The 26175-nt window shown below is 40.9% G+C and carries 22 protein-coding genes and 1 pseudogene; 9 read left to right on the plus strand and 14 right to left on the minus strand.

All coding sequences use genetic code 11. The features are described from left to right. Window positions 1–95: 95 nt before the first annotated feature. On the minus strand, window positions 96–971 hold the full coding sequence (locus CWI32_RS13695) for a LysR substrate-binding domain-containing protein (protein WP_100535557.1): 876 nt from the start codon (window positions 969–971) through the stop codon (window positions 96–98). A 102-nt stretch (window positions 972–1073) separates the two neighbouring features. On the opposite strand from CWI32_RS13695, the gene trpB reads away from it, so the two are divergent. Together trpB and trpA are read left to right on the plus strand one after the other, a co-directional pair. Continuing rightward, on the plus strand, window positions 1074–2285 hold the full coding sequence (gene trpB / locus CWI32_RS13700) for a tryptophan synthase subunit beta (RefSeq protein WP_100535558.1): 1212 nt from the start codon (window positions 1074–1076) through the stop codon (window positions 2283–2285). Further along, window positions 2282–3067 (plus strand): tryptophan synthase subunit alpha, encoded by a 786-nt coding sequence (gene trpA, locus CWI32_RS13705; protein WP_100535559.1) that lies wholly within the window; start codon window positions 2282–2284, stop codon window positions 3065–3067. The genes trpB and trpA overlap by 4 nt, the downstream gene beginning before the upstream one ends. A 115-nt stretch (window positions 3068–3182) precedes the next feature. Here the strand turns inward: trpA and CWI32_RS13710 are convergent, their stop codons facing one another. Further along, window positions 3183–4703, minus strand: coding sequence for a catalase (locus CWI32_RS13710; RefSeq protein ID WP_100535560.1), 1521 nt, complete (start codon window positions 4701–4703; stop codon window positions 3183–3185). A gap of 141 nt (window positions 4704–4844) precedes the next feature. Between CWI32_RS13710 and CWI32_RS13715 the strand changes: the two genes are divergently transcribed. The 3 genes from CWI32_RS13715 (at window position 4845) to CWI32_RS13725 (ending at window position 7791) form a co-directional block, all read left to right on the plus strand. Next, window positions 4845–5609 carry an AraC family transcriptional regulator gene (locus CWI32_RS13715; RefSeq protein ID WP_100535561.1) on the plus strand — a complete coding sequence of 255 codons (765 nt, stop codon included), beginning with the start codon at window positions 4845–4847 and terminating at the stop codon, window positions 5607–5609. 191 nt (window positions 5610–5800) lie between these two features. Beyond that, on the plus strand, window positions 5801–6712 hold the full coding sequence (locus tag CWI32_RS13720; RefSeq protein ID WP_100535562.1) for a LysR family transcriptional regulator: 912 nt from the start codon (window positions 5801–5803) through the stop codon (window positions 6710–6712). Window positions 6713–6798: 86 nt separating this feature from the next. Next, window positions 6799–7791 (plus strand): zinc-dependent alcohol dehydrogenase family protein, encoded by a 993-nt coding sequence (locus CWI32_RS13725; RefSeq protein WP_100535563.1) that lies wholly within the window; start codon window positions 6799–6801, stop codon window positions 7789–7791. 368 nt (window positions 7792–8159) lie between these two features. On the opposite strand, the gene CWI32_RS13730 is transcribed toward CWI32_RS13725, so the two are convergent. The 7 genes and pseudogenes from CWI32_RS13730 to CWI32_RS13760 form a co-directional block, all read right to left on the minus strand. Beyond that, the gene (locus tag CWI32_RS13730; RefSeq protein WP_100535564.1) at window positions 8160–9362 is read right to left on the minus strand and encodes a tyrosine-type recombinase/integrase; all 1203 of its coding nucleotides are present in this window, start codon (window positions 9360–9362) and stop codon (window positions 8160–8162) included. Window positions 9363–9587: 225 nt separating this feature from the next. Then, window positions 9588–10064: pseudogene (locus CWI32_RS13735) on the minus strand (catalase-peroxidase); the annotation flags it as partial. Between the two features lie 399 nt (window positions 10065–10463). Then, the gene (locus CWI32_RS13740) at window positions 10464–11807 is read right to left on the minus strand and encodes a DcaP family trimeric outer membrane transporter (RefSeq protein WP_100535565.1); all 1344 of its coding nucleotides are present in this window, start codon (window positions 11805–11807) and stop codon (window positions 10464–10466) included. Window positions 11808–11959: 152 nt separating this feature from the next. Next, on the minus strand, window positions 11960–13591 hold the full coding sequence (gene aliA / locus CWI32_RS13745) for a cyclohexanecarboxylate-CoA ligase (protein WP_100535566.1): 1632 nt from the start codon (window positions 13589–13591) through the stop codon (window positions 11960–11962). 151 nt (window positions 13592–13742) lie between these two features. Beyond that, window positions 13743–14900, minus strand: a complete 1158-nt coding sequence (gene aliB / locus CWI32_RS13750) for a cyclohexanecarboxyl-CoA dehydrogenase (protein ID WP_086194090.1) — start codon at window positions 14898–14900, stop codon at window positions 13743–13745. Window positions 14901–14911: 11 nt separating this feature from the next. Beyond that, on the minus strand, window positions 14912–15694 hold the full coding sequence (gene badI, locus CWI32_RS13755) for a 2-ketocyclohexanecarboxyl-CoA hydrolase (RefSeq protein ID WP_100535567.1): 783 nt from the start codon (window positions 15692–15694) through the stop codon (window positions 14912–14914). Between the two features lie 62 nt (window positions 15695–15756). Next, entirely contained in the window at window positions 15757–16524 is a 768-nt protein-coding gene (locus CWI32_RS13760) for a glucose 1-dehydrogenase (RefSeq protein WP_067723170.1), read from the minus strand. Between the two features lie 595 nt (window positions 16525–17119). Between CWI32_RS13760 and CWI32_RS13765 the strand changes: the two genes are divergently transcribed. Continuing rightward, the gene (locus CWI32_RS13765; protein ID WP_067723172.1) at window positions 17120–17602 is read left to right on the plus strand and encodes a MarR family winged helix-turn-helix transcriptional regulator; all 483 of its coding nucleotides are present in this window, start codon (window positions 17120–17122) and stop codon (window positions 17600–17602) included. A 403-nt stretch (window positions 17603–18005) separates the two neighbouring features. On the opposite strand, the gene CWI32_RS13770 is transcribed toward CWI32_RS13765, so the two are convergent. The 5 genes from CWI32_RS13770 to CWI32_RS13790 form a co-directional block, all read right to left on the minus strand. Continuing rightward, window positions 18006–19205 carry an acyl-CoA dehydrogenase gene (locus CWI32_RS13770; protein ID WP_100535568.1) on the minus strand — a complete coding sequence of 400 codons (1200 nt, stop codon included), beginning with the start codon at window positions 19203–19205 and terminating at the stop codon, window positions 18006–18008. 31 nt (window positions 19206–19236) lie between these two features. Next, window positions 19237–20391 carry an acyl-CoA dehydrogenase family protein gene (locus CWI32_RS13775; RefSeq protein WP_100535569.1) on the minus strand — a complete coding sequence of 385 codons (1155 nt, stop codon included), beginning with the start codon at window positions 20389–20391 and terminating at the stop codon, window positions 19237–19239. Window positions 20392–20483: 92 nt separating this feature from the next. Then, window positions 20484–21416, minus strand: a complete 933-nt coding sequence (locus CWI32_RS13780) for an FAD-binding protein (protein ID WP_100535570.1) — start codon at window positions 21414–21416, stop codon at window positions 20484–20486. Between the two features lie 17 nt (window positions 21417–21433). Further along, window positions 21434–22183 (minus strand): electron transfer flavoprotein subunit beta/FixA family protein, encoded by a 750-nt coding sequence (locus CWI32_RS13785; protein WP_100535571.1) that lies wholly within the window; start codon window positions 22181–22183, stop codon window positions 21434–21436. 1 nt (window position 22184) lies between these two features. Beyond that, window positions 22185–23540 (minus strand): MFS transporter, encoded by a 1356-nt coding sequence (locus tag CWI32_RS13790; protein ID WP_100535572.1) that lies wholly within the window; start codon window positions 23538–23540, stop codon window positions 22185–22187. 314 nt (window positions 23541–23854) lie between these two features. Here CWI32_RS13790 and CWI32_RS13795 point away from each other — a divergent pair, with 314 nt between their 5' ends. The 3 genes from CWI32_RS13795 to CWI32_RS13805 all read left to right on the plus strand — a co-directional run bounded on the left by CWI32_RS13795 (window position 23855) and on the right by CWI32_RS13805 (window position 26057). Beyond that, a complete protein-coding gene (locus CWI32_RS13795) occupies window positions 23855–24625 on the plus strand; it encodes an enoyl-CoA hydratase/isomerase family protein (RefSeq protein ID WP_100535573.1) in 771 nt (256 codons plus the stop codon). Between the two features lie 140 nt (window positions 24626–24765). Then, entirely contained in the window at window positions 24766–25263 is a 498-nt protein-coding gene (locus tag CWI32_RS13800; RefSeq protein WP_100535574.1) for a MarR family winged helix-turn-helix transcriptional regulator, read from the plus strand. Between the two features lie 95 nt (window positions 25264–25358). Beyond that, window positions 25359–26057 carry a nitroreductase gene (locus CWI32_RS13805; protein WP_100535575.1) on the plus strand — a complete coding sequence of 233 codons (699 nt, stop codon included), beginning with the start codon at window positions 25359–25361 and terminating at the stop codon, window positions 26055–26057. Window positions 26058–26175 lie beyond the last annotated feature (118 nt).

Here is a 26175-nt window from a genome sequence, read left to right on the forward strand (position 1 = left end):
CCTGACTGTCGGGTGGAGTCCTCTTTCACACTAAAGATAGGGTATTTTCACTTGAGAATAAGAAGCGATAGAAATGGCTTTTGATTGGGATCCTCTCAACATTGGGTCTGTAACCAATTTACAATATTGATAATCTCTTGATTTGAATTATTTTTCCTAACGATTGCATAGAAGTCAAAGTTGCAATAGGTAAATTCAAACGGCGCAATAATTCTGCCACTTAATATTTCCTTTTCTACCAAAATCTGGGGCGCTATAGCAATCCCCAATCCTGAAACAGCCGCCTCTATCATTAAATTGAGACGATCAAAATATCGATCATTCGATTTAGTCTCAAGGTTTAGATGGGATCGTTCAAACCAGATCTGCCAGGCATTCTTATTGGAATAAGTGTGAAGTAATGGGTGCTCAAAAAGATCATGAATACTAGTGAGAGCATAGCTTTCACCTTTACAAACTGGTCCCATGTTGTCCGGAAATAAAAGAAATTTATCCAAAAACTTAGGCAGCATTTCATCTACATTCAAACTATTGATAAAAATATCAATTTTTTCTTTTTCCAGTAGCTTTAGGTCGTTACAGGTCATCAATTTAATAGAGATATTAGGATAAAGGCTCTCTAGTTTTTCCAGTCGTGGAATTAACCAGTTCGCCATAAAGCTATGAGAGGCACCGATTACGATTTCTACTTCTGACGCTTTGTGAGTTAATTCAAATACACATTCTTCCAGCTCATTGAAGAAGTGAGTACAAAGACGGGATAAGTCTTCTGCATCCTGAGTGAGAGTAATCGTTGATGAATGCCGAATAAATAATTTTTTATCCAACCATTCTTCGAGCTGTTTGATTTGATGGCTGATTGCACTATGAGTGACACACAGTTCTTCCGCAGCCAAGCTGAAGCTTTGATGTCTAGCGACCGCTTCAAATGCTTTAAGTGAATTTAAGGGCGGTAAGGTTCTACGTTTCATGCTGTAAATTTTTCTAACATCATAAATCAAAAATATATCAATTATCAGGAAAATGGAAATCTTTTAAGATCCAATCAATGTTGAAATTTTAAGAGAAAGACAATGACAACTCCTTATATCGGTCAGGGTCCTGATCAAGGTGGTTTTTTCGGTAAATTTGGTGGCTGCTATATGCCTGAAAGCCTGATGCCAGCTCTACAAGATTTAGAACAAGCCTTTAATACCATACGGAATCAACCTGAATTTTGGGCTGAATATCGACAGATTTTAACCGACTTCGTGGGTCGCCCTAGCCCGCTATTCTATGCAAAAAATCTAACTTCCTACGCAGGGGGAGCCAAAATATATCTCAAGCGAGAAGATTTGAACCATACCGGCGCCCATAAGATCAATAACTGTGTGGGGCAAATATTATTGGCTAAATTCATGGGTAAAACCAGAATCATTGCTGAAACAGGTGCAGGACAGCATGGTGTTGCCACAGCAATCGTCTGTGCACTCTTTAAGATGAAATGCACGATCTATATGGGTAAAACAGATATTCAACGTCAGCAACCGAATGTTGAACGTATGAAATTACTTGGTGCTGAAGTACAAGGCGTAAAAAAAGGCCGTGGAACCCTGAAAGATGCTATGAATGAAGCCTTACGTGACTGGATCAGTCATGTCGACACGACTTACTATCTGCTAGGAACTGGTGCTGGCCCGCATCCCTACCCGACTATTGTGAGAGAGTTCCAGAAAATTATTGGCATCGAAGCCAGAAACCAGATTCTTCTTAAAGAAAATAAACTCCCAGATGCTTTGGTTGCTTGTGTCGGTGGGGGTTCCAATGCATTAGGACTCATGCACCCCTTTCTAGAGGATACCAATGTCAAAATGTTTGGAATTGAAGCTGGCGGGAAAGGCACTGATAGTCATGAACATGCTGCCTCGATTTCCAAAGGTCGAGTCGGCGTCTTGCATGGTAATTTGACTTACTTACTGCAAGATTCAGACGGGCAAATTCTAGAGGGACATTCCATATCCGCAGGACTGGATTACCCTGGGGTTGGCCCTGAGCATTGCATCCTGTTTGAAACAAGCCGCGTGACTTATGCAGCAGTCAAAGATGAAGAGGCTGTACATGCCTTTCAACTACTGAGCCAGCAAGAGGGCATTATCCCAGCGCTGGAAAGTTCTCATGCTATTGCCTATGCCATCAAACTTGCGAAAGAAATGCATCCGGAACAGACAATTATCATCAATTTAAGCGGTCGAGGTGACAAAGACTTAGACACAGTCAAAAAGTATCTTGCAGGAGCACGCGCATGAACCGTTTAGATCAAAAACTAATGCAATTAAAACAGGAAAATCGCAGTGGTTTAGTCTGTTATTTTACTGCCGGAGATCCTGATTTTAATGAAAGTTATCGTCTATTTAGTCAATTGGGTCAAGCTGGAGCTGATATCATCGAAGTGGGCATCCCATTTTCTGATCCTGTGGCAGATGGAGAGACCATCCAGGCTGCTCATGTTAGAGCACTCGCTTCTGGTCAGACCGTGCATCGAACCATTGAGCTCGTGAAAGCTATCCGTTTACAGGATGAAACCACCCCGATTATTTTAATGACCTATTTAAACCCGATCATACAATATGGTTTCGAGAAGCTGGTTGCGGATACCGAAAATTTGATTGAGGGGATTCTGATCCTAGATGCCCCTTATGAATATCGGGAAAAATTTAAACAGATATTAAATGAAAAAAATATGCATTTAATTGCAATGAGCGCACCCACTACTCCAGTTGAGCGATTGAAACAAATCTCAGCCAGTGCGACAGGATTTTTATATCATGTTGCGGAAAATGGTCTCACCGGCGGTACTTTAAATCTGACCAATCTTGAAAAAAAGATTGCTGAAATCAAACCAATTTTTAATATCCCGATTGCTATTGGCTTTGGGATTAAAGATAAAAGTCATGTGAAAGCCTTAGCCAATAAAGTTGATCTGGTGGTGATCGGTTCGGCACTGGTGGATACCTTTTTTAAGCAAGGTGTAGACGCCACATTAGAAAAAGTTAAAATTTTTTCACAAATTCTGAAAGAGAAATCTTAGTTTTTCTTTATGATCCTTAATAGAGAATTTATGGCATAAGGTTTTCACCTTCTTATGCTATATTCCATAGTTTACCTCCTCTCCCCCTTAAAAGAGGAAGAGAAAGTAAAATAAATTAAAGAAAGCTTGGCAAACCTTTAGCAGGATCTGTTTCACGTGCCGCTTGAGCATCTGCTACAGTCATACCTAAGGCCTTAGCAACGCCTTGCCCATAAGCTGGATCGCAAGCATAACAGTTGCGGATATGACGGTATTTGATGAAATCTAGCGCATCACCCATCGCTGCGGCCGTGTTATTAAACAGGGCCTGTTTCTGCTCATCATTCATCAAATTGAACAGGGCACGTGGCTGGCTGAAGTAATCATTGTCATCTTCACGGAAGTCCCAGAAATCAGCATCACCGGTAATCTTTAATGCTGGTTCTTTAAACTGAGGTTGTTCCTGCCACTGGTTAAAACTGTTCGGTTCATAATGTGGCAATGAACCATAGTTGCCATCCATGCGGCCCTGACCATCACGACGATTAGAGTTTACAGGGCAGCGTGCAGCATTGACCGGAACCTGTGAATGATTTACACCAACACGGTAACGCGCTGCGTCGGCATAGTTCACTAAACGTGCCTGTAACATACGGTCCGGTGAGTAGCTGATGCCCGGTACAAGATTACTAGGTGCAAAGGCTGCCTGTTCTACATCCTGGAAATAGTTTTCCGGATTGTGGTTCAGCTCAAATTCACCGACTTCAATCAGTGGATAATCGCCCTTCGGCCAGACTTTGGTCAGGTCAAATGGATGATAAGGCACTGTTTCGGCTTCCAGTTCTGGCATGACTTGAACGTACATTTTCCATTTTGGATAGTCGCCACGTTCGATGGCATCAAACAGGTCGGTCTGGCTGCTTTCACGGTCTTTGGCAATCAAGTCTGCTGCTTCAGCATCGGTCAGGTTCTGGATGCCTTGCTGGGTACGCATATGGAATTTCACCCAGAAGCGTTCATTTTGGGCATTGATAAAACTGAAGGTATGGCTGCCAAAACCATGCATATGACGGTAGCCAGCAGGAATACCGCGATCCGACATGACAATGGTCACCTGATGCAAGGCTTCAGGCAATAATGTCCAGAAATCCCAGTTATTGGTGGCACTGCGCTTGTTGGTTTTCGGGTCACGTTTGACTGCTTTATTCAGGTCAGGGAACTTGCGGGCATCCCGCAGGAAAAATACCGGAGTATTGTTGCCAACTAGATCCCAGTTGCCTTCTTCAGTATAGAATTTCAGGGCAAAACCGCGAATATCACGTTCTGCATCGGCCGCACCACGTTCACCCGCCACCGTTGAGAAACGCGCAAACATTTCGGTTTTTTTGCCGACTTCAGAGAAAATTTTAGCGCGGCTATATTGGGTAATATCATTGGTCACGGTAAAGGTACCGAAAGCACCTGAACCTTTGGCATGCATACGACGCTCTGGAATCACTTCACGGACAAAGTTGGCCAGTTTTTCATTCAGCCATAAATCCTGGGCAAGTAAAGGTCCACGCGCACCTGCCGTCATACTGTTCTGATTGTCGACCACAGGGGCACCAGCTTCAGTAGTCAGGTGGGTAACAGGACATTTTTTAGGGTCTTGACTCATACTATTAACTCCCGTTTCTTTTCATTTAAATTGCCGAGAGAAACTTAAGATCTCCATATTCTAGTTTACGCTTAACTAGCGTATTAAAATATTAAACTAAAGAGTGTCTACAAAATCGGTGGCTATTCAGTACATGGTGCCATGGGATTCTTGGTCAACAGTAGCCCAAATTTATTGATAGCACTGAAAGCATTTCAGGAATTTATTCCCACCCGTATCAGCTTTGCACGTTTAAATCTTGAATACACCGAACATTCAGTCAATATATCACTGTATTTTGATTTTCAACTGTCTGAACAGGTGCATCGTCTATTGGCTGAAACCTGTGCCGTGATTTTATTTGAGTGTGCTGAATTTATTGTTGGACGCCCTCTCCATGACGCTCAAATCTGTTTTGCGCACGCAGAACCCGACTATCACCAAGCCTATGCGCAGTATTTATCGGGCGCTTATTCTTTTTCCGCACCTGCAATCAAAGCCACCTTTCCTTTCAGTCTATGTCACATTCCGAATGCCTCGGCCAATCAAGACAGTTATTTACTCGCGATGCAACAATGCGAAAGCATGCTACAGCAGCTCAAACCGGGCAAGCAAAGCTATGTGTATATGATAAAAAAAATGATGCTGTCGAGTTCGCTACATGAACTGAGTGAAGACCAAATTGCAGCGGCATTGTTTATGAGTAAACGGACATTGGCACGTCAACTTGCCGCAGATGGCACAAGCTTTAGGGAGATTCGAGATGCAATTTTGTCGGAGCAAGCACGTCGTTATTTAACAGACAGTACTTTATCTGTCGATGCGATTGCAACGCTATTAAACTATCATGACAGTTCTAACTTTAGACGCGCATTTAAGCGTTGGTTTAACGTTACACCGAGCCAATATCGTAATCAATATAGTTAAACTTTGGGTAAAGTTCATTGCATAAGCAGGTGAAATATTTTTTATCATTCAAAATTGACCTGATTGAAGATTAATTTTTTTCTGTATTCATGACCATCCCTGATCGGACGGCTAAACATCATGTCGTTCGAATAAGACCTTTAAATCAGCCATTTGTTATAATTTCGATATTCAATGAATGGCAAAATTAAATGGATCATTTGCAGAAGTTACAGATATATGTGCGTGTGGTTGAAACCCAAAGCTTTACTCACACTGCTGAGACATTGGGTGTGCATCGTCCACTGATTTCCAAAGCCATCAAACAGCTTGAACATGAATTGGGGGTGAGATTACTCAATAGAACCACCCGTAAAGTCAGCATGACTTTAGAAGGTGAAGCTTTCTATCACAAAGCATTGCAACTCCTTAAAGACTTCGATGCTATTTTTAATAGCTTTCAGCCAAATCTACAGACTCAAAATATATCGGGTAAACTGCGCATCAACGTACCCATCACCATTGCCAAAGCCATTCTGATTCCTCATTTGGCAGAGTTTAAACAACAATATCCAAATATCGAGTTGATTCTAGAATCCTCTGATTCCTTAGTGGATCTCATTGATCAAGGTGTCGATTTTGCAATTCGACTCGGCTACTTAGATGACTCAACCCTCATTGCAAAATCACTTGGACAAGTTGAAATGATCACTTGTGCTGCCCCTTCTTATTTAAAAAAATATGGCACACCGCATACCTTAGATGATCTAAAACACCATCAAGCCATCAATTATTTTAGCGGTAAACAACGTAAGGTTATGAATTGGCAATTTATTGTGAATCAGAAACTTGAAGAATATAAATTGGATTCAAGTATTTTAGTCAATGATTCAGAATCATTTTTAAGCGCAGCCTTACATGGTTTGGGCTTAATTCAAGGGGTTCGTCATGCAATACAGCCGTATCTCGAGAATGGCCAACTCATTGAAGTGTTATCAACTTATCAAAATATGCCTAAACCTATTTCTTTGCTCTACACTCACCGTGAACATTTACCTGCACGTATGCAAGTCTTTATAGATTGGATTGAAAGGATATTTGCAAGAGATTGTGATAAAAAATAGAACCAATCTATAAATAGATTGTTTATTTATCTGATCTGTTTGAACCACTATGCTAATTCCATCTGTTAAACATATGGAAAAGAAACATGTCTAAAACTGTGGTGATGCGTGCTATCGGTGGTGCTGAGGTCCTACAAATTGAAGATCTAGAAATTCCTGCTCCCAAAGCACGTGAAGTACAAATGGCAGTCCATGCGATCGGCTTAAATCGGGCTGAAATCATGTACCGTACCGGTAATTATGTGATTGAACCCACTTTTCCTTCTGTACTTGGCTATGAAGCCGCAGGTATCGTTACAGCGATTGGCGAAGGTGTTTCAGAGTTTAGTATTGGCGATGCAGTGAGTGTCATTCCATCTTTTGGTTTTGATGAATATGGTACATACGCAGAACTCATCAATCTGCCAGTCCATGCTGTTGTAAAACATCCTAAAGATTTGACATTCCAACAAGCGGCTGCAAGCTGGATGATGTTTGTGACGGCTTATGGTGCATTAGTACATTTTGGCAACTTACAGAAAGACCAATATGTTGTTATTGGTGCTGCATCTAGCAGTGTTGGCGTGGCAGCAATTCAAATTGCTAATATGTTAGGCGCTACCCCAATCGCATTAACTCGTACTAGTGCTAAAAAGCAGCAACTGATAGATCTAGGGGCTAAATATGTGATCGCTACTGAGGAGCAAGATTTAGTAAATGAATTGAATCGTATTACCAATCACCAGGGGGTAAATATGGTGTTTGATCCTGTAGGTGGTCCAGCTGTAGGTAAAATCATGCAAGCTATGGCTAAACAAGGCACATTCTTCCAATATGGTGCGCTTGATACACGTGATATCCAAATGAGTGTTATGGATGTTTTAGGCAAACATTTAACATTACGTGGTTATGAGCTCTTTGAAATTACCACTGATTCCAATGCGCTAGAACAGGCAAAACAATTTGTTTATCGTGGTTTGGAGTCAGGTCAGTTATCACCTTTAATTGACCAAGTCTTTAATTTTGAGAATATCCAAGAAGCTCATAAATACATGGAAACAAATGCCCAAATCGGCAAGATCGTAGTTAACGTTCAGTAATTTAGATGCCCTATACTGCCATCTATAGGGCATTTTAGTTCCAATACAATATTTTTGGTTAGCCGAGTTTCATCATAGATCTGACCACACTCGATGCCGTGATCGGGTTATTTAATGCTGTTTTACTAGAGCATTAAATAACTCAAATCACGGATAATTAGTTTCAGCGGGCATTTACTTTACTAGTTTTCTGTCAATAGATCATGGTTAATATATTAAAAAACTAAGGCTCTTATAAATCGTATAAAATAAATAATACAGAATATAAGTAGTTTACTTTACAATATTTCAGTCTTAATAATGCTTGAATCTAATTTTATATATTTACTAATATATTCTAATTAAAACTTGGATTTCATAACCATTAACTATACAGTACAACTATCAATAAAATCTCCCCACCATTGCATCATTTCCACGCGCTGATTGAAATATTCTGCATGATTATAACTTGCACGGGTTTTATTTTTATCAGTATGAGATAGCTGTGCTTCAATCCAATTTGATTGAAATAAACCAGATTCATTTAATATGGTACTAAATGTTGAGCGTAAACCATGAGATGATAGTTCATTTTTAGTATATCCCATTTTTCTAATAATCAAGTTCAGGGTGTTAAAATGAATAGGTTTATGATTATTACGGGGGCTAGAAAATACATATTTTTCGCCATGAGACCAAGCGAGTGCTGATTTCACAACTTCAAGTGCTTGATCAGATAGTGGAACTAAAAATTCAGGAATATCATGACCTAAAATAACTTTTCTTCTATATTGTTTAATATGTAAGGCCGGTATTTTCCATATTCTTTTATCCAGATCGAAGTGATGTGGTTCAGAAAGCAGTAATTCTCCACCACGTACGCCTGTATATAACTTAAATAATAGGGCTTTTTTAATGATAGGATCTGTATTAATCTGATTCAATCTAGCTAAGAAATTAGATAGTTCATCTGAGTTCAAATGAGGATAATTTTTCTTAATCTTATTATTAACTAATATTTTATGAAGCCCATTTGCAATATTATATTCACAATACCCCATTGCTACAGCATAATCATAAATCTGATTTAAATAACTGTAAGCTTTCTTTACAGGTTCTTTTACATTTCTAGATTCTATATTTTTAATAACCTTAACCAGATCATATCTTTTAACTTCAATAAATGGCGTTAGTCCAATATTTGGATAAATATCCTGATCTAAACATTTTTTTGCAAGCTGAATTACACCGCATCGTGGTTCATCTTCAAAGGAATTTTTAATTTTAAATTCTAACCACTCTTCACAAATATCCTGAAAAGTTTTGATGTCTTTTTTATGCAGCAGTTTATTTTGATAATCATTAAATTTATATTCATCCCGGACTGATCTGGCCTCTTTCAAGGACATTACAGGATATTCGCCCAACTTCATGCGAGGACGTTTATTTGTCCCTACAAGTGAATAGCGGTAACTCCAAGATTTACGTCCATTTGGTTCTATCTTTAAACTTAAGCCGTCATCATCTGCCAGAAAATAGATTTTTTCCTTTGGTTTAGCTTGACGTACCTTAATTTCAGTAAGACTCATGAATTTTTAACCTAACCACAAATGGCACTGCTCAATTCAATTATAGCAAATTTAAGCGATATTCATATGATGCGTATCATACGCATCATATAATTTTATAAGTAATTGTTAAATATGAGTTATATTTAGAGTAACGGTTTTTTAGTAACCATTTAATTAACCATAGATTTCACAAGTTAAATAAAAAACCGGCTTTAAGCCGGTTTTTTATTTTACATGTTCAGATCATGATTTCTTCACATCAAAACAGTCTGCATTCATCACTTTTGTCCAAGCACCAATAAAGTCTCTGACAATTTTTCTTTATTGCCATCTTGCGCATACACTTCTGTATACGAACGCAGAATCGAGTTAGAACCAAAGATCAGATGCACACGGGTTGCAGTCCATTTCGGTGCCCCCGTTGCACGATCTACGATTTGATAGTGGTTTTTGTCAATTGGTTTCCAACTGTACTTCATGTCAATCAAGTTCACAAAGAAGTCGTTGCTTAATACACCTTTCCAGTCAGTAAACGCCCCTTGTTTGCTACCTTGTACCCAGTACACGCATACCACCGATCAATACTGTCATTTCAGGCGCAGTTAAATCCACTAACTGCGCACGGTCTAACAATATCTCTTTAGGTTGTACTACATAGTCGTCTTTCAACCAGTTACGGAAACCGTCTGCTTTAGGCCCGAAATCCTCAAACGAGTTAATTTTAGATATTCTTTAAACTCTATGATTTACTTCAATACTTGGCCCTGTATTAAATGCCGTCGACAGATCTTTACGATGGTTTCCACACATAACACTCCAAAACCTCCAACTTAAAAGCTGGATAGTTACATAACATCTGGGGTGGTCAAAATTGGATGCTTTTTTCCTAGATTTCTGGTCGGTTTTTTAAGCTGATTAGCATCTATCGGAATGATATGTTCACTTTAATCCCAACCCATCCAAGGTCGACGGATTCTATCTAATTTATGTAAATAAAACAGCTAATTACAATACTTATATGCATGTAAAACACTCCACAAAGGGGAATTTTCCATTACTTTATACATAGTCATATAAAAAGATAGAACCCGCAGACATTAACATCTACTTAAAATTGTTTTAAAAATCATAAATTGCCGTGAAATTCAGTCGATTATCTATACCCTTTTTATCATTAAATGTTTTACGTTCACCATACATATACTCCAGACCAAAATTCACCGGTTTCACTGGATTGTAGAATAAGTTAATCCAGCCTTCTTTTAGCTCGGAATTTTGGGTTTCATCATTACGTACCAGCTGTGCAAAGCTATTATTATCATCTGCCTTCATATAGCCAAAACCTAATGTTGAGCGGATTTTAGACGTAATTTTTTGGGTTAAACCGACACTAATGGCATCGAACTGATTAGCACGCATTTTATTATTGTCATCAAACACATATGCCATATTAGACCAAAGCAAGTTTTTGGTGTCCCCTTTAATATGATTGTAGTCGAAGCGAACCAAGGTATTTTCCGCAGCTTGATATTTTCCGCCTAATGCTACACCCCAGGCCAGGAAATCATCATTGCCTTCATGATTGGTCGCTTTTTGAGTCACAAAAGCACGTCCAGAAAGCGCTGAACCATTATCAAATTTATAATTCACGCGTCCGGTTGCTGATGGCAGTTTTAATTTCGCATCGGGGTCAGTTGTAAAATTCTGCGTACCTGTACGTGTCACCGTTTCAGCTTTCGAATCTTCCAAGCTAAAGGCCAAATTCAGATGTGGATTCACAGGGACCGAATATTTGATTTGCGGTACACGGGTTAATGACCCACCGACAGAAAGTGATGCATCTACTGTTTCAGGGAAATATTCCACAGCGTTAAAGTTAGACCATGTTTGACCCAAAAGCCACTGATCATACGTCATATAGGCATGACGAATACGGAAGGTATCGCGCCCAGCTCCGCCAAAAAAGTCCATTTCCACTTTACCTCCAATAGCATGCTCGCCAAGTTGAGGGGTTTTAAAATTAAAGCCGAAACGTGTGGCATTTAAGGTGCTTTGAAATTTATCCGAGTTTTTATGTTCATCAGGTGTTCCTTCCAGCGGTACAGCACTGATTAAGTTATACATCGTATTCGGACCTTTCATTTGATAGCTCATGTCCGCGCGCACATTGCCGTAGAGCTCAAATTCAGCACCGCCCTTTGTCGTATGCTGTAAAACGGGTGCTGAAGATTTTTTTGGTGCAGCACTTTCAACCAATGCAGGCGCAGCTGCCATTTTTTGTTCATTGAACTTTTGATCATTGGCTTTTTGCTGTTGTTGCACCAATTCCTGCAGAGCTTGAACCTGCTGCTGCAATTGTGCAACTTGCTGCTCCAGACTCACGTTAGCATGAGCCAATGAGGTGAAAACCAATATGGATAAAGTCAAAGTGCTTTTAGCAAAAAGCTGTACATTTTTTTTCATGGTAGAAATCCCTTTATTCCCCAAATGTTTAATTCTGGATACACACAATTTTTTCAGGTCAAACAAAGCCATTGATAAATATAAAAATGATATTTATCGAATAGACTTGTTTGGATTTTGCTGAATGAAATACGTCTATGTATTTGTTAATTCTATAATAATTCACGGATTTTGAATTTTTGGATTTTCCCCGATGGGGTCATCGGAATTTCTTCCCAGACCTCTAAACGCTCTGGAATATACTGGATTGCCAGATTATGGGATTTCAGGAAATCGATCAGATCCTTTAATACCATGTGCGGTGCACCTTCTTTCAGCTTCACAATGGCACAGGCTTTTTCACCCAGCCGTTCATCTGCATACGGAATTAATGCCACGGTCGCTACATCTGGATGCAGGTAGATCAACGATTCAACTTCGGCCACCGGAATATTTTCACCACCGCGAATAATTACATCTTTTTTACGTCCGGCAATGCGGATATAACCCTGCTCGTCCAGGTAGGCAATATCACCGGTATCAAACCAGTCATCTTCACTGGTTTCATTTAAATGCGGGCGTTTCAGATAGCCACCAAAATTCGAACAACTCCGGATCATTAGTGTGCCTGATTGATGCGGTGCTAATTCCTCGCCATCATCCCCCACCACTTTGACTTCAACACCTGGAAGTGGAAGTCCGTCCGTATTAAATGAACGCTCATCATCATCTTCAGGGCGAGTGGTCGTGACAGCGCCACACTCGGTCATTCCCCAAGCTGAAATGACTTTAACGCCCATGTTTTGACGTGCTTTTTGAACCAGCGTGCTTGGAATTGGCGCACCCGCACATAGGAATAATTTCAAGCTATCTAAAGATTGCTGGGTATCTAATACCGCTTCAGATAAATCATTTAAAAATGGTGTAGAGGCCATCGTAAATGTAACTTCATGCTTATGAATCAAATCGATGGCAGTATTTACATCCCAAACATCTTGTAACACCGCTTTTGCTTTTAACAGTACGGGCATAATTAAGCCGTACATAAAGCCGGTTTGGTGCGCCATTGGCGAACCCATAAAAATCACATCGTCTTTGCTTAAATGTAAACGCTTGGCATACGGTACAATATTGGAAAATAAGGTGTTTGCTGTATGCATTACCCCTTTAGGTTCGCCTGTAGTACCTGAGGTAAACACAAGTTGAGCAATATCGTCAGCAGTGATGGTGACATCATTCAGGGTATTTAAGATTTGCGGGTCATTATCTAGACCGTGATTTAATAATAATTTTTCAAAACTATTCTCACCCTCTCCACCCACTACAACGACGTGCTCTAGGCTTTCAATATTTTTATGTAATTGATAGGCGAGTTTTTCATGGTCAAACTTACGAAAGACTTTAGGTACGATGAGCACCTTACTTTCAGTATGTTTCAACATAAATGAAAGCTCACGCTCTCTAAAAATTGGCATTAACGGATTAAGTACAGCACCTATACGACGACAAGCGATATACAATAAAGTGAACTCCCACCAATTGGGTAATTGGCAAGATACGATATCTTTTTTTTGAACACCTAAACGCTTCAAACCTAATGAAATTTTATTAGCAGTATGGAGCATTTCCCGATAAGTAAAGCTTTTTTCAGATTGATCTTCTATTTTATAACTGACCAAAGCAACTTTATCCGGGTATTGATATACTGCTTCATTCAATGAATCAAGTATCGTTTTATTTAACCAATACCCTTCTTGTAACATTTTTTCCCTGCGTGGGGGTAAAAGAACCGCATCGAAATCCATTCCATAACTCCAATTTATAATTATCCGATTGTTTTATTTCAAATCACAATATCGACATTGGCCACCAAATCTTAGGTAGAGCTTTGCTATATTGCTCAAATAAACATTTGAGCAATTAGAAATGGGACTTTACATAATTTAGTGGCTCTTATTAGGCTGGGACTGCTTTTCGGCCTGCTTTTTTACGCGCAATAATAGTTTTCATAATTTGTGCGGTACCATCACCAATCTGGAAGCCGAGCACATCGCGCATACGCTGTTCCATCACACCTCGATCATAACCGGCATGACCAAAGGTCAGTAAGCATTGGTGAATCACATCATAAGCCAATTTTGGCCCCCACCATTTACACATTCCGGCTTCGGAGGTGTGCGGGAGATGATTGTCTTTTAACCATAAGGTTTGCAGGCACAATAATCGTGCTGCTTCCACTTGAGTTTCATACTCGGCCAATGGATGCGAAACCCCTTGAAAGGCGGTTAAGGGCTGACCAAAAGCTTCACGTTGTGCCGCATATTCCCAGGCTTCATCCAGGCTGACACGGGCAACCGCCAGAACCTGTAACCCAATTAGAGCACGTGAAAAGTCAAAGCCTTGCATGACTTGCACGAAACCCTTGTTTTCATCACCTAGACGATGATTGACTGGTACACGCACATTATCAAAGAAAATCGAACCGCGACCAATCGCACGCTGACCATGACAATCAAAACGTGTGGTCGTGATTCCCGGCAAATCCATCGGAACCAAGAGCGCCGTTACGCCATGTGCAGCATCTTCAATTGATCCGGTACGGCCAAACACCACCGAAGCATCGGCCTGATCGGCAGCGGAAATAGAAGTTTTTTCGCCATTTAAAACATACTCATCGCCGTCACGTTCGATTTTTAAACGCAAGTTGGCAGCATCTGAACCGCCACGCGGCTCAGTTAATGCGATCGAAAAGATCGCTTCACCCGCCGTCAATTTTTTCAGCCACGACTCAACCACTTCAGGTTGACCATGTTCCGCCAGAATCTGACCATTCAGGGAAGCCAGTAAGTTGATATAGGAGAAACTTAAATCGGCTTTGGCCACGGCTTCATGAATAATCCCCGCAGCCAGACGCCCCATCCCTTGACCGCCGTACTGTTCAGGCAATTCTGGTGCAATAAATCCCATTTCACCCATTTTTTTAACCAGGTCACGATCAAATACTCGACTCTGATCACGCTCTAAAAAACCGGGTGCAATAAATTTTTGGGCAAATTTTTCAGCCGTTTCAGCTAAGAATTCTAAATCTTCGGTGATATAAGGATTTTTACTCATGACATAGCTCCTTATTTGTAGTACTTACGGAATTCAGGTTGGCGTTTTTCTTTAAGCGCATTTACCCCTTCGCGTGATTCTTCTGTATCGTAATACAATTTCAGTGCATACATGCCCATCCCGGCAATACCTGCCTGATGCGCGGTATCCATATTGAAGCTACGTTTGGCAATCGCGATGGCAGTCGGACTACGCTGACAGATTTCTTCTGCCCAGGCCTGTACTTCCGCATCCAGTTGATTGGCCGGCACACATTTATTGGCAAGCCCCATCTCAACTGCTTCCTGGCCAGTATAACGACGGCACATATACCAGATTTCACGGGCTTTTTTCTCGCCGACAACGCGAGCTAAATATGCTGTGCCATAACCTGGATCCACAGAACCCATTTTAGGACCCACTTGACCGAAAATAGCTTTATCTGAGCAAATGGTGAGGTCACAAATGGTTGCCAATACATTACCACCACCAATCGCATAACCTTGTACCCGTGCAATCACCGGTTTAGGTACATCACGAATTGCCGTATGCATTTCTTCCATCGGTAAGCCAATTGTGCCACGACCATCATAATTACCATCATGTGCAGACTGGTCACCGCCGGTACAGAAAGCACGATCACCGGCACCCGTCAGTACAATCGCACCGACTTCACGGTCATAGCCTGCCTTGTTTAAGGCTTTGATTAATTCATCACAGGTGGTGCCACGAAAGGCATTCATTTTTTCTGGGCGGTTGATGGTGATCCAAGCTACACCATTTTTTACTTCATATAAGATATCTTCAAAAATCATTTTTATTACTTCCTGTATTTCTCTATCTGACTTTTATTTTTAATCACTGTGATCTGGTTTGCTTAACCGTTCATGGTTAAACCGCCGGAAACACTCAGCACTTGTCCGGTAATAAAGCTCGCGTCATCACTTAAGAAGAATGCGATTGAAGAAGCGAGGTCTTCTGGTTGACCTAAACGGCCAAGTGGAATAGCGCGTACAAAGGCTTCACGCAGTTTCTCTGGATTTGAAGCACCTTCAGTCACACCTGCAAGTAAAGCGGTATCGGTCGGTCCTGGACAAATCACATTAATTTTGATGTTGTTGCGAGAATGTTCACGGGCCAGTGTTTTAGAAAATGAAACCAGTCCGCCCTTACATGCCGCATAAACCGCTTCACCCGAAGAACCCACACGTGCAGCATCAGAGGCAATATTGACAATACTTCCAGAGTTACGCTCTACCATGCCTTTAAGTACAGCAAAATGCATGTTCAGCATACCCACCAAGTTGATCTGAATCAGTTTATCCCATTCTTGCGGATTGCTTTTGACAAAGGGTTTGAAAATATCCCAGCCTGCGTTATTGACTAAACCATCTACAGGCCCAAATTCTGCTTCTATTTTCTGTACGGCCTGCTCCACGACATCGCTTTGGGTAATGTCACACTGCACGGCCAAAGCTTGACCATTCTGGTTATTAATCTCGGTAGCCAGTTTTTCTGCGGCTTCAATATTCATATCAAAGATCGCCACTTTGGCACCTTCTTCAGCCAGACGTCGACAGGTTGCAGAACCAATTCCACCTGCACCACCCGTCACGATAATGACCTTATCCTTCAACCCTTTCATCTCTGTCTCCCTACTCTATTTTTATCTAATTTTGGTTGGCTATTGTTCATTTAACGCCTGTAATCACTAAGATAGGATTATAATGTTTTTGTGTCAATATATTTACATAAATTAATTTTATAAATTTATTTTATTCAATATTATCAACAATATAATATTTTAATAAATTAAATGCATTGACACACATCCACTTTTAACTTTAGATTTCACTTAAGTTGCGGGCTTATTACAGAACAAAGAAGTTTTCATGAAAAAGAACCTTTAATTTTTCATCTCGTCAGCCAGCCGCTGCCCGAATTAGAATTCATGAAAACCCATCTGGAGTAAGTGGAGAGTAAAACTCTTGATCATGAGGTATTTTAAATTTAATTTTTAAATGGTTTGATGAGAGTGATATTCCAGGCATACAGAACAGATTGAGTCTGGATATAAGAATGGAATTAAATATTTAAACTTATGATTTTAAATATCAATTATAAAATCATCATATAAATTTTTAAGGGTTATAGAAAAAAAGGAATTAGTTTTATGATCAATACCTATAAGGTATACTCTTTCTTATTTAAACGCTTTTCTCTTCAGGTTGGTCTTTATAATGAGTGATTCTCTACCAAGAAATTATGATCAATCCTTATACTCTGCCCACAATAGACTTTTTTTCAGGCTGTTTCAGGTCGGAAATACCTTAGACCGACAGTGCTCGAATGAATTAGGTATTTCTCCTGTACATTGGGCCGTACTGGGTGCTTTGTCTCGACCGCATGTGAAATCGGGAATGTCATTTTCAGATTTGACTGAATATCTTGGCGTCAGTCGTCAGAATTTAGATGCTGTTTTGAAGCGACTGGAACGTGATAGCTTAGTACAACGTATCATTAATGAAAATGACAGACGTGCAAAAACTGTCGCACTTACTGCCGAAGGTATTAAGGTTTGGGATAAGTTACAAGTTGATTTTTTTAATTTTTATGGACAGGCTTTAAACAAGATTTCTTTTGATGATGTGGTGACCTTGATTCACCTGTTAAATAAAGTCAACGATGGACTAAAAAGTATTAAAATCGAGAATGAAACCTGAGGCATGTAGTGCAAATTAAAAAATCGGCTATATCGTAATTTAACTTATATTTAAAAATGAGTCCTTTCCAGGGCTCATTTTTTTAGTTTATTGCTACAGTTTTATATGGTTTTGCGGGTCATATTGACGATCTTTAATAAAAATTTACGATCCAGCCCCGTCTAAGAAATATGTGGCAACCCGAATCAAGAGAACTAAACCAATGGCACACGCGCCACTTTAAAGAAAATTACATTGAATCAATTTCTTGCAAACAATATAACAACCTTTCAATCTGCAAGAAAACAAAGCATCCATATTTCAAGGGAAAGCTGGTTTAGCTATGCTAAACCAGCATACTTGCATGCTAAAAAATTTGAATCAGTGAATGACACCAATCCAAACATGGTTTATTTTTAGCAAATTAATTACAGAATGCAGCAATACCTGTTTGTGCACGCCCCAGAATCAAGGCATGCACATCATGGGTACCTTCATAGGTATTCACCACTTCCAGATTGACCAGATGACGTGCCACACCGAACTCATCACTGATGCCGTTTCCACCGAGCATGTCACGTGCCAAACGTGCAATATCCAGGGCTTTACCACAGTTGTTGCGTTTGATCAGTGAAGTGCCTTCAACTGATGCAATACCTTCATCTTTCATGCGGCCGAAACGTAAGGCAACCTGTAAACCCAAGGCAATTTCAGTTTGCATATCGGCCAGTTTCTTTTGAATCAGCTGGTTCGCAGCCAAAGGACGGCCGAACTGTTTGCGGTCCATGGTGTATTGATGGGCTGTATGCCAGCAGAACTCTGCGGCGCCCATGGCACCCCAGGCAATACCATAACGTGCGCTGTTGAGACAGGTAAATGGACCACGCAAGCCGCGAATTTCCGGGAAGGCATTTTCTTCAGGAACGAAGACATTATCCATCACGATTTCACCGGTAATTGAGGCACGCAAACCCACCTTGCCGTGGATCGCTGGTGCAGATAGCCCTTCCCAGCCTTTTTCCAGAATAAAGCCACGGATCTCCCCGACATTACCTTCTTCCGATACTTCTTTGGCCCAGACCACAAACACGTCGGCAATTGGACTGTTAGTAATCCACATTTTCGCACCAGATAAACGATAACCACCCTCTACCTTTTTGGCCCGGCTAATCATGCTGCCTGGATCAGAACCATGATCCGGTTCGGTCAAGCCGAAGCAGCCAATGTATTCACCTGTGGCCAGTTTAGGCAAGTATTTTTGTTTCTGTTCTTCAGAGCCAAATTCATTAATCGGCACCATTACCAGCGAGCTTTGCACGCTCGCCATGGAACGGTAGCCTGAATCGACATATTCAATTTCACGGGCCACCAGACCATAGCTGACATAGTTCAACCCTGCACCACCGTATTGCTCAGGAATGGTGGGGCCTAACAAACCCAACTCGCCCATCTCACGAAAGATGGAAGCATCGGTCTGTTCATGACGGAACTGTTCAAGTACACGAGGCAACAATTTGTCCTGGCAATAGGCATGTGCAGAATCGCGAATCATGCGCTCTTCTTCAGTTAATTGCTGTTCGATTAAAAACGGGTCTTGCCAGTTGAATTTTGTTTTTGAACTCATATTTTATATTCCAAAAATTTAGATCGTGTATTTATGCTGTGGCTTGTTTAATCATTTCACGGGCAATAATAATCTGCTGAATTTGAGTGGTGCCTTCATATAAACGGAACAGACGCACATCGCGGTAAAAACGCTCAATCGAATACTCACTGATATAGCCCGCACCGCCATGAATTTGTAAACAGCGATCTGCGACACGACCACACATTTCAGTGGCAAACATTTTCGCGCAAGAAGATTCAGTCGTCACATTTTGGCCTGCATCACGTAAACGTGCAGCATCCATGACCATACATTTTGCGGCATAGATTTCTGCTTTAGAATCAGCCAACATCCCTTGAATGAGCTGAAAATTTGCAATCGCCTGACCAAACTGTTTACGTTCAACTGCATAATTCAGCGCATCTTCCAACATGCGTTCGGCCATGCCGACACTGTATCCAGCAATATGCAAACGGCCTTTATCGAGCACGCGCATAGCGGTTTTGAAGCCAATTCCTTCTTGTCCGCCAATCAACTGATCCTGATGTACGCGGCAATGATCAAAAATCACGTCACAGGTATAAGAACCATGCTGCCCCATTTTTTTATCAATTTTGCCTAAAGATAAACCCGGTGTACCGGCTTCAACTAAAAATGCAGAAATGCCGCTGGCGCCTTTAATCTCTGGATTGGTGCATGCCATGACTGTAAAAGTCGTCGCACGTGGCGCATTGGTAATGAAGCGCTTGGTCCCGTTTAAAATATAATGATCGCCATCTTTGGTGGCTGTGGTTTTTAATGAGGCTGCATCTGAGCCTGAATCAGGCTCGGTTAAACAGAATGAACCAATATATTCACCGCTGGCATAACGAGGCAAATATTTTTGTTTTTGTGCTTCTGTTCCGTCAATCAAGATACCACTGGAACCAATGCCGTTATTGGTCCCAATCAAAGAGCGGAAAGCGGCCGAGGTTTTACCCAATTCCAGTGCCACTAGAATTTCTTCTTCCATGGTAATGCCCAAACCACCATATTCCTCAGGAATGGTTAAGCCAAATAAACCCAGCTCTTTCATCTGATTCACGATATGTTCAGGAATGGCATTGCTTTCTTCAACCTCGTGTTCTAATGGCACAAGCTCATTTTTTACAAAATTTCGAATCGTTTCTAAAAGCTGTTCAAGCATTTCTGGATCACGAATCATATTGATCTCCGTTTACTGTGTTACGGTAAATTCCTTTACCATTATTTTTGTTTCGTATTACGAAATAAATATTTTGAATACAATGTTTTAGATCATATATTTGAAACGAGCTCTGGAACTACAGTGTTCAAGTCACCCACTAACCAGTAGTCAGCAACCGCATTGATTGGCGCTTCTTCATCCTTGTTGATCGCAACGATCACTTTAGAATCTTTCATCCCCGCCAAATGCTGGATTGCACCAGAAATACCGACAGCGATGTACAGGTCAGGCGCAACGATTTTACCTGTCTGACCCACTTGCATGTCGTTAGGAACGAAGCCCGCATCCACTGCAGCACGTGAAGCACCTTGAGCAGCACCCAGCTTGTCCGCCAACGGATCAAGGATTGTGTGATAGTTTTCACCTGACCCCACACCGCGACCACCAGACACCACAATACGCGCAGCTGTTAATTCAGGACGTTCAGATTTAACAATCTCTTCAGAAATAAACGTAGAGATGCCAGCATCTTGAACGTCACTTACCGCTTCAACTGCTGCAGAACCACCAGTCGTAGCGACAGGATCAAATGCAGTACCACGAACAGTTGCAACCACGATAGATTCAGAAGATTCAACCGTTGCAATGGCGTTACCTGCATAGATTGGACGCTTGAAAGTTTTAGGGCTTTCAACAGCAATGATATCCGTGATCATGCTAACGTCTAGAAGTGCAGCAGCGCGTGGCAATACGTTTTTACCATTAGAAGTCGATGCAGCCAGGATATGTGAATAACCTTTGCCTAACTCGGCAACGAGTTTAGCCACATTTTCAGCCAACTGGTGTGCATAAGCCGCGTTGTCCGCAAGCAATACCTTGCTGACACCCGCAACTTGAGCCGCCTGGTCAGCAACGGCCTGAGCGCCAGAACCCGCAACCAATACAGTGATATCACCACCGATTTTTTGAGCTGCAGCAACAACGTTTAAAGTAGCAGCGTTTAGTGCTTTATTGTCGTGCTCAGCGATAACTAAAATACTCATGATTTTATCCTTCTGTATTAGATCACTTTCGCTTCGTTTTTAAGTTTTGCAACAAGCTCGTCAACAGATTTCACTTGTACGCCAGCTTTACGTTCTGCTGGTGGTTCAACTTTCACTGTTTTAAGTTTAGTGGTCGCTGAAACGCCATAATCTGCAGGTGACTTCACATCCAGCGGTTTTTTACGCGCTTTCATGATGTTTGGCAGAGCAGCATAACGTGGCTCGTTCAAACGTAAGTCCGTGGTGATAATGGCAGGAAGGTTCAATTCAACCGTTTGTAAACCACCATCCACTTCACGAGTCACCTGAACTTTGTCGCCAGCAACATTCACGACAGAAGCAAATGTACCTTGACCGGCACCCAGTAAAGCAGCCAGCATCTGACCGACCTGGTTCGAGTCATCATCAATCGCTTGTTTACCGAGCAGGATCAGTTCTGGTTTTTCTTGTTCTACAATGCCTTTCAAGATTTTAGCCACTTCAAGTGCACCAATCTCGTCAGCCGTTTCTACCAGGATCCCGCGGTCAGCACCCAGAGCCATGGCAGAACGGATTTGTTCTTGCGCTTCTTTAGGACCGATAGAAACCACAACGATTTCTGAAACTGTTCCTTTTTCTTTTAAACGAACCGCTTCTTCCACTGCGATTTCACAGAATGGGTTGATCGACATTTTAACGTTAGTCAGGTCTACCCCACTATTGTCGGGTTTAACGCGAACTTTAACGTTGGCATCAACCACACGTTTTACAGCAACCACTGCTTTCATTTTATACTTCCTCAGCTTTTAAATTAAAATTGGTTTCACTCTGTACGTGTGCCATATCTGCACGTCTATGATTAATCAGAGATAAAGCCACAGCACCAATTAAACCTGCCAAAGCAATTACCATAAAATTTTGTTGAATAGGTAAATTTAGCGACACAATCAAGCCAATTAGTAATGGTGCTCCGATTGCTCCCAAACGTCCCACGCCAGAGGCCATGCCAATTCCTGTTGAACGAATAATGCTTGGATAAAATTGCCCACAATAAGAATAGGCAACAATTTGTGCACCCGTGGTGCATGCTCCTACCATAGCAATGGTGAAATACAGCATATTGATCGACATTGGCAAGGTCATTAAATACAGGAATACGCTCCCTAAGCTATACATGATGACCAAAACCCACTTAATGTGAAAACGATCTGCCAACCACCCTCCACCTATTGCTCCAACAATTGCGCCCACATTCAAAGCGATCACAAAAGTAAGGGCTGAGCCAAGGGAGTAACCGGACATTGCCATCAATTTGGTTAACCAGGTACTTAAGGCGTAGACCATGAATAAACAGGTGAAAAATGCGACCCAGAACATCAGCGTACTAAAGGCACGTCCATCACTAAATAACAGTCCAATAGAAGGCTTAGCATTGTTTATATTGGCCTCATTCACAAATTTTGCGTCACTATCCATTTGAAGATCAGGCGCGATCTGTGTTACCAGACTTCTCAATTCGCTTTCTTTATTGTTTTTAGTTAAATAGCTGAGGGACTCTGGCATTGACTTCCAGATAAAGGGAATTAAAAGGACTGGAATAGCCGCAGCATAAAAGACAATTTGCCAACCAAACTCTACAATAAACTGCTTACCTAAAACTGCTGCTAAAACCCCCCCTACCGCATAACCTGAAAACATTAATGAAGTCATTACGGTGCGTACTTTTTTAGGGGAATACTCCGTCATTTGTGCAACGACATTTGGCATTACCCCGCCAATTCCCAAACCTGCAATAAAACGGATAATACTAAAAGTCACAGGGTCTTCAGCTAAACCTGCGACCGCAGTAAAAACACTAAATAAAAAAACACAGATTACAATGGTTAAGCGACGACCAATTTTATCCGCCAAACCACCAAAAAACATTGCACCGAACATCATTCCAAATAGTGCAGAACTCATCATAAATCCAGCAGTTGAAGCACTTACTCCCATTTGTTCCATAATTGAAGGTAAGGCTGCGCCAGAAACCGCAATATCATAACCATCTAAAATGATAATCACTAAACACCAAATCAGTACCTTGGCATGGAAACGGTTAAACTTTGCTTCACTTGCCATTTTTTGCATATCAATATGCTGCATAACCTCTACTCCTTGTCCGTTTTAATTCTTCTGATTCAACAAATTTCAAATTCGCTTTTCATTTTTTTAAATCGCGATATGACCCTTTGTTTGATGAGCTACATTCAAAAGTCTCAACACTCTTTTTCCGATTTTCACTAGCCATTGATAGGTTAATTTAGGTGTAATTTTATGTCAACATCTTTACATATATTTTTATTTAAATTAAACAAGTGCAACTACTTATACTTATTTATTTAAAAATTAAATATATGTATTGACATAAATTAAATAAATTCTATTCTTTTAAATACATCAAACCAAGGAACTGGCGCATGAGTGCGGAACTAAAATATCAAGACAATATCGCGATCATTACCTTAAAGCGCCCCGAAGCAAGAAATGCGCTGAATGCCGAAATGATTGCCAAACTGCAAGAATTCATCGCAGAAATTGCTCCACTCAACTTACGCGCTGCAATTTTTACAGGTGATGGTCATAAAGCATTTTGCGCAGGTGCCGATATTACAGAACTGCAGAACAAAACCCCTGCAGCGCATTTAAATACTATACAAATCGGCCAAAGTTTATTTGAGCAAATTAATCAATTAAAATTTCCTACGCTTGCCTGTATCAATGGCGCGGTTTTAGGCGGGGGGTTAGAATTGGCCATGGCATGTACCTTTCGAATTTGCAGCCCAAGTGCACGCCTGGGATTACCTGAAATTAAGCTTGGACTGATTCCCGGATATGGGGGTACACAGCGCTTGCCTCGCCTAGTCGGGCAGACCAAAGCACTGGAGTTAATTATCAGTGGAAAAATTATTACGGCAGAAGAAGCCCTTCATATTGGACTGATTAACCGCATTCTAGACTTGAGTGACCCCATTCAAACCGGTCGTCAATATTTGGATGAATTCGGGTTACAATTTCCCGCTGCGATTCAACATGCAATGAAAGCTGTTCAGGCAGCATCTGAACTGGATATTCGGGCGGGTTTGGCTTTAGAAGCAGAATTATTTGTCAATGTCAGCCAGACGGTCGATGCAGCAGAAGGCATTCAGGCTTTTCTAGAAAAACGAAGAGCTAATTTCACCCAGTGTTAAGTTGAAACAGAGCACTATATTAATGACCAAGTACAGCAAATCAGGGTTTGCTAAGCGAAATCAATTTTGGCTTGTTCATTTTATTACTACAGTCGATATACTATTTTCAGAATTTTCATATCAAAATGTGATCCATAATTATGCCAAGCTCAAATACAGAAATTTACGATCAATCTCTATATATGATTCATAATCGGCTTTTTTTTCGGTTATTTCAGGTAGGTAATAGTCTTGATCGCCAATGTTTAAATGAATTAGGTATTTCACCAGTACATTGGGCAGTACTTGGTGCCCTATCACGACCACACTTAACCGAAGCAGGTATGTCATTTTCTGACTTAACAGAATATTTAGGTATTAGTCGGCAAAGCTTAGACAATGTCTTAAAACGATTAGAGCGTGAAGGCAGTGTACAGCGTGTCACCTCTCATCAAGACAAAAGGGCTAAAAATGTAGCTCTCACGCCATCCGGACAGCAAAGCTGGCTCGACTTACAGGAGCAATTTTTTCAGTTCTACCATCAAGCAATGTCTGGCTTTGCCTTGGATGATTTAGCCAGTTTAATCCACTTACTCAACAAGTTGAATGCAGGCCTAAAACAGATCCACCTTGCACAACCTGATACTGGCACGAATTAGTACGATTTTTATTTCTAGCGATGCCTAAGGTTTAGGACTGATAAAATTTATAAAGTTACATAAAATCAAAATATGAAGATTAAAAGGAGTTTCGAATGCAGCAACATACCTTGGTGGATCAAGCCATTACCTCAAGGCATTCTGTGCGTGCTTTTAAAAATACCCCACTTGATACACAGACCATCAAAGATATTTTAAACATCGCCTGCCGTGCACCATCAGGCAACAATATTCAGCCTTGGAAAGTTTATGTGGTCACTGGACAAAAACGAGAAGCATTGATACAGAAGGTTTGTGCAGCACAAAAAGAAATTTTTTCCAATCCAGAAAATGCGGATCTATATCAAGAAACCTTTAAATATTATCCTATAAAATGGACTTCGCCATTTATTGAGCGCCGCCGTGAAAATGGTTGGAGCTTGTACGGTCTATTGGGTATTCAAAAAGGTGAACAAAATAAAATGCAACAGCAACTTTTACGCAATTATCAGCTGTTCGATGCACCTGTGGGTTTATTCTTTACTGCAAATACTATTTTAGAAACAGGTTCAAAAATGGATATTGCAATGATGATCCAAAATGTAATGATTGCTGCCAAAGCCCGTGGAATTGACAGTTGTCCACAAGCCGCATGGAATCCTTTTCATCAGGTGGTTGCAGACGTACTGGGTATACCGGAAGACGAAGAATTAGTTTGCGCTATTGCACTTGGTTATGCCGACCCAGACCAAGTGGTGAATCAATTACATACACCGCGTGTTCCTGCCGAAGAGTTTGCTGTTTTCTGCGATTAAAGCCAAAAGGTTAAAAGGCACATAAGGTGCCTTTTATTTTAGGGCGTGTCCTCATTTGAAGAATTGGTTTTAAATATTTAAAATCCCCCTTTAAGCTCTTTTCATTTCTATATTTTTC

The organism is Acinetobacter pseudolwoffii, from assembly GCF_002803605.1.
GTDB classification, from domain to species: domain Bacteria; phylum Pseudomonadota; class Gammaproteobacteria; order Pseudomonadales; family Moraxellaceae; genus Acinetobacter; species Acinetobacter pseudolwoffii.

Excerpts from the sequence above, each read along its gene's own strand:
- CWI32_RS13695 (WP_100535557.1), bottom strand. The coding sequence starts at position 971 with ATGAAACGTAGAACCTTACCGCCCTTAAATTCACTTAAAGCATTTGAA.
- trpB (WP_100535558.1), top strand. The coding sequence starts at position 1,074 with ATGACAACTCCTTATATCGGTCAGGGTCCTGATCAAGGTGGTTTTTTC.
- trpA (WP_100535559.1), top strand. The coding sequence starts at position 2,282 with ATGAACCGTTTAGATCAAAAACTAATGCAATTAAAACAGGAAAATCGC.
- CWI32_RS13710 (WP_100535560.1), bottom strand. The coding sequence starts at position 4,703 with ATGAGTCAAGACCCTAAAAAATGTCCTGTTACCCACCTGACTACTGAA.
- CWI32_RS13715 (WP_100535561.1), top strand. The coding sequence starts at position 4,845 with ATGGGATTCTTGGTCAACAGTAGCCCAAATTTATTGATAGCACTGAAA.
- CWI32_RS13720 (WP_100535562.1), top strand. The coding sequence starts at position 5,801 with ATGGATCATTTGCAGAAGTTACAGATATATGTGCGTGTGGTTGAAACC.
- CWI32_RS13725 (WP_100535563.1), top strand. The coding sequence starts at position 6,799 with ATGTCTAAAACTGTGGTGATGCGTGCTATCGGTGGTGCTGAGGTCCTA.
- CWI32_RS13730 (WP_100535564.1), bottom strand. The coding sequence starts at position 9,362 with ATGAGTCTTACTGAAATTAAGGTACGTCAAGCTAAACCAAAGGAAAAA.
- CWI32_RS13740 (WP_100535565.1), bottom strand. The coding sequence starts at position 11,807 with ATGAAAAAAAATGTACAGCTTTTTGCTAAAAGCACTTTGACTTTATCC.
- aliA (WP_100535566.1), bottom strand. The coding sequence starts at position 13,591 with ATGGATTTCGATGCGGTTCTTTTACCCCCACGCAGGGAAAAAATGTTA.
- aliB (WP_086194090.1), bottom strand. The coding sequence starts at position 14,900 with ATGAGTAAAAATCCTTATATCACCGAAGATTTAGAATTCTTAGCTGAA.
- badI (WP_100535567.1), bottom strand. The coding sequence starts at position 15,694 with ATGATTTTTGAAGATATCTTATATGAAGTAAAAAATGGTGTAGCTTGG.
- CWI32_RS13760 (WP_067723170.1), bottom strand. The coding sequence starts at position 16,524 with ATGAAAGGGTTGAAGGATAAGGTCATTATCGTGACGGGTGGTGCAGGT.
- CWI32_RS13765 (WP_067723172.1), top strand. The coding sequence starts at position 17,120 with ATGAGTGATTCTCTACCAAGAAATTATGATCAATCCTTATACTCTGCC.
- CWI32_RS13770 (WP_100535568.1), bottom strand. The coding sequence starts at position 19,205 with ATGAGTTCAAAAACAAAATTCAACTGGCAAGACCCGTTTTTAATCGAA.
- CWI32_RS13775 (WP_100535569.1), bottom strand. The coding sequence starts at position 20,391 with ATGATTCGTGATCCAGAAATGCTTGAACAGCTTTTAGAAACGATTCGA.
- CWI32_RS13780 (WP_100535570.1), bottom strand. The coding sequence starts at position 21,416 with ATGAGTATTTTAGTTATCGCTGAGCACGACAATAAAGCACTAAACGCT.
- CWI32_RS13785 (WP_100535571.1), bottom strand. The coding sequence starts at position 22,183 with ATGAAAGCAGTGGTTGCTGTAAAACGTGTGGTTGATGCCAACGTTAAA.
- CWI32_RS13790 (WP_100535572.1), bottom strand. The coding sequence starts at position 23,540 with ATGCAGCATATTGATATGCAAAAAATGGCAAGTGAAGCAAAGTTTAAC.
- CWI32_RS13795 (WP_100535573.1), top strand. The coding sequence starts at position 23,855 with ATGAGTGCGGAACTAAAATATCAAGACAATATCGCGATCATTACCTTA.
- CWI32_RS13800 (WP_100535574.1), top strand. The coding sequence starts at position 24,766 with ATGCCAAGCTCAAATACAGAAATTTACGATCAATCTCTATATATGATT.
- CWI32_RS13805 (WP_100535575.1), top strand. The coding sequence starts at position 25,359 with ATGCAGCAACATACCTTGGTGGATCAAGCCATTACCTCAAGGCATTCT.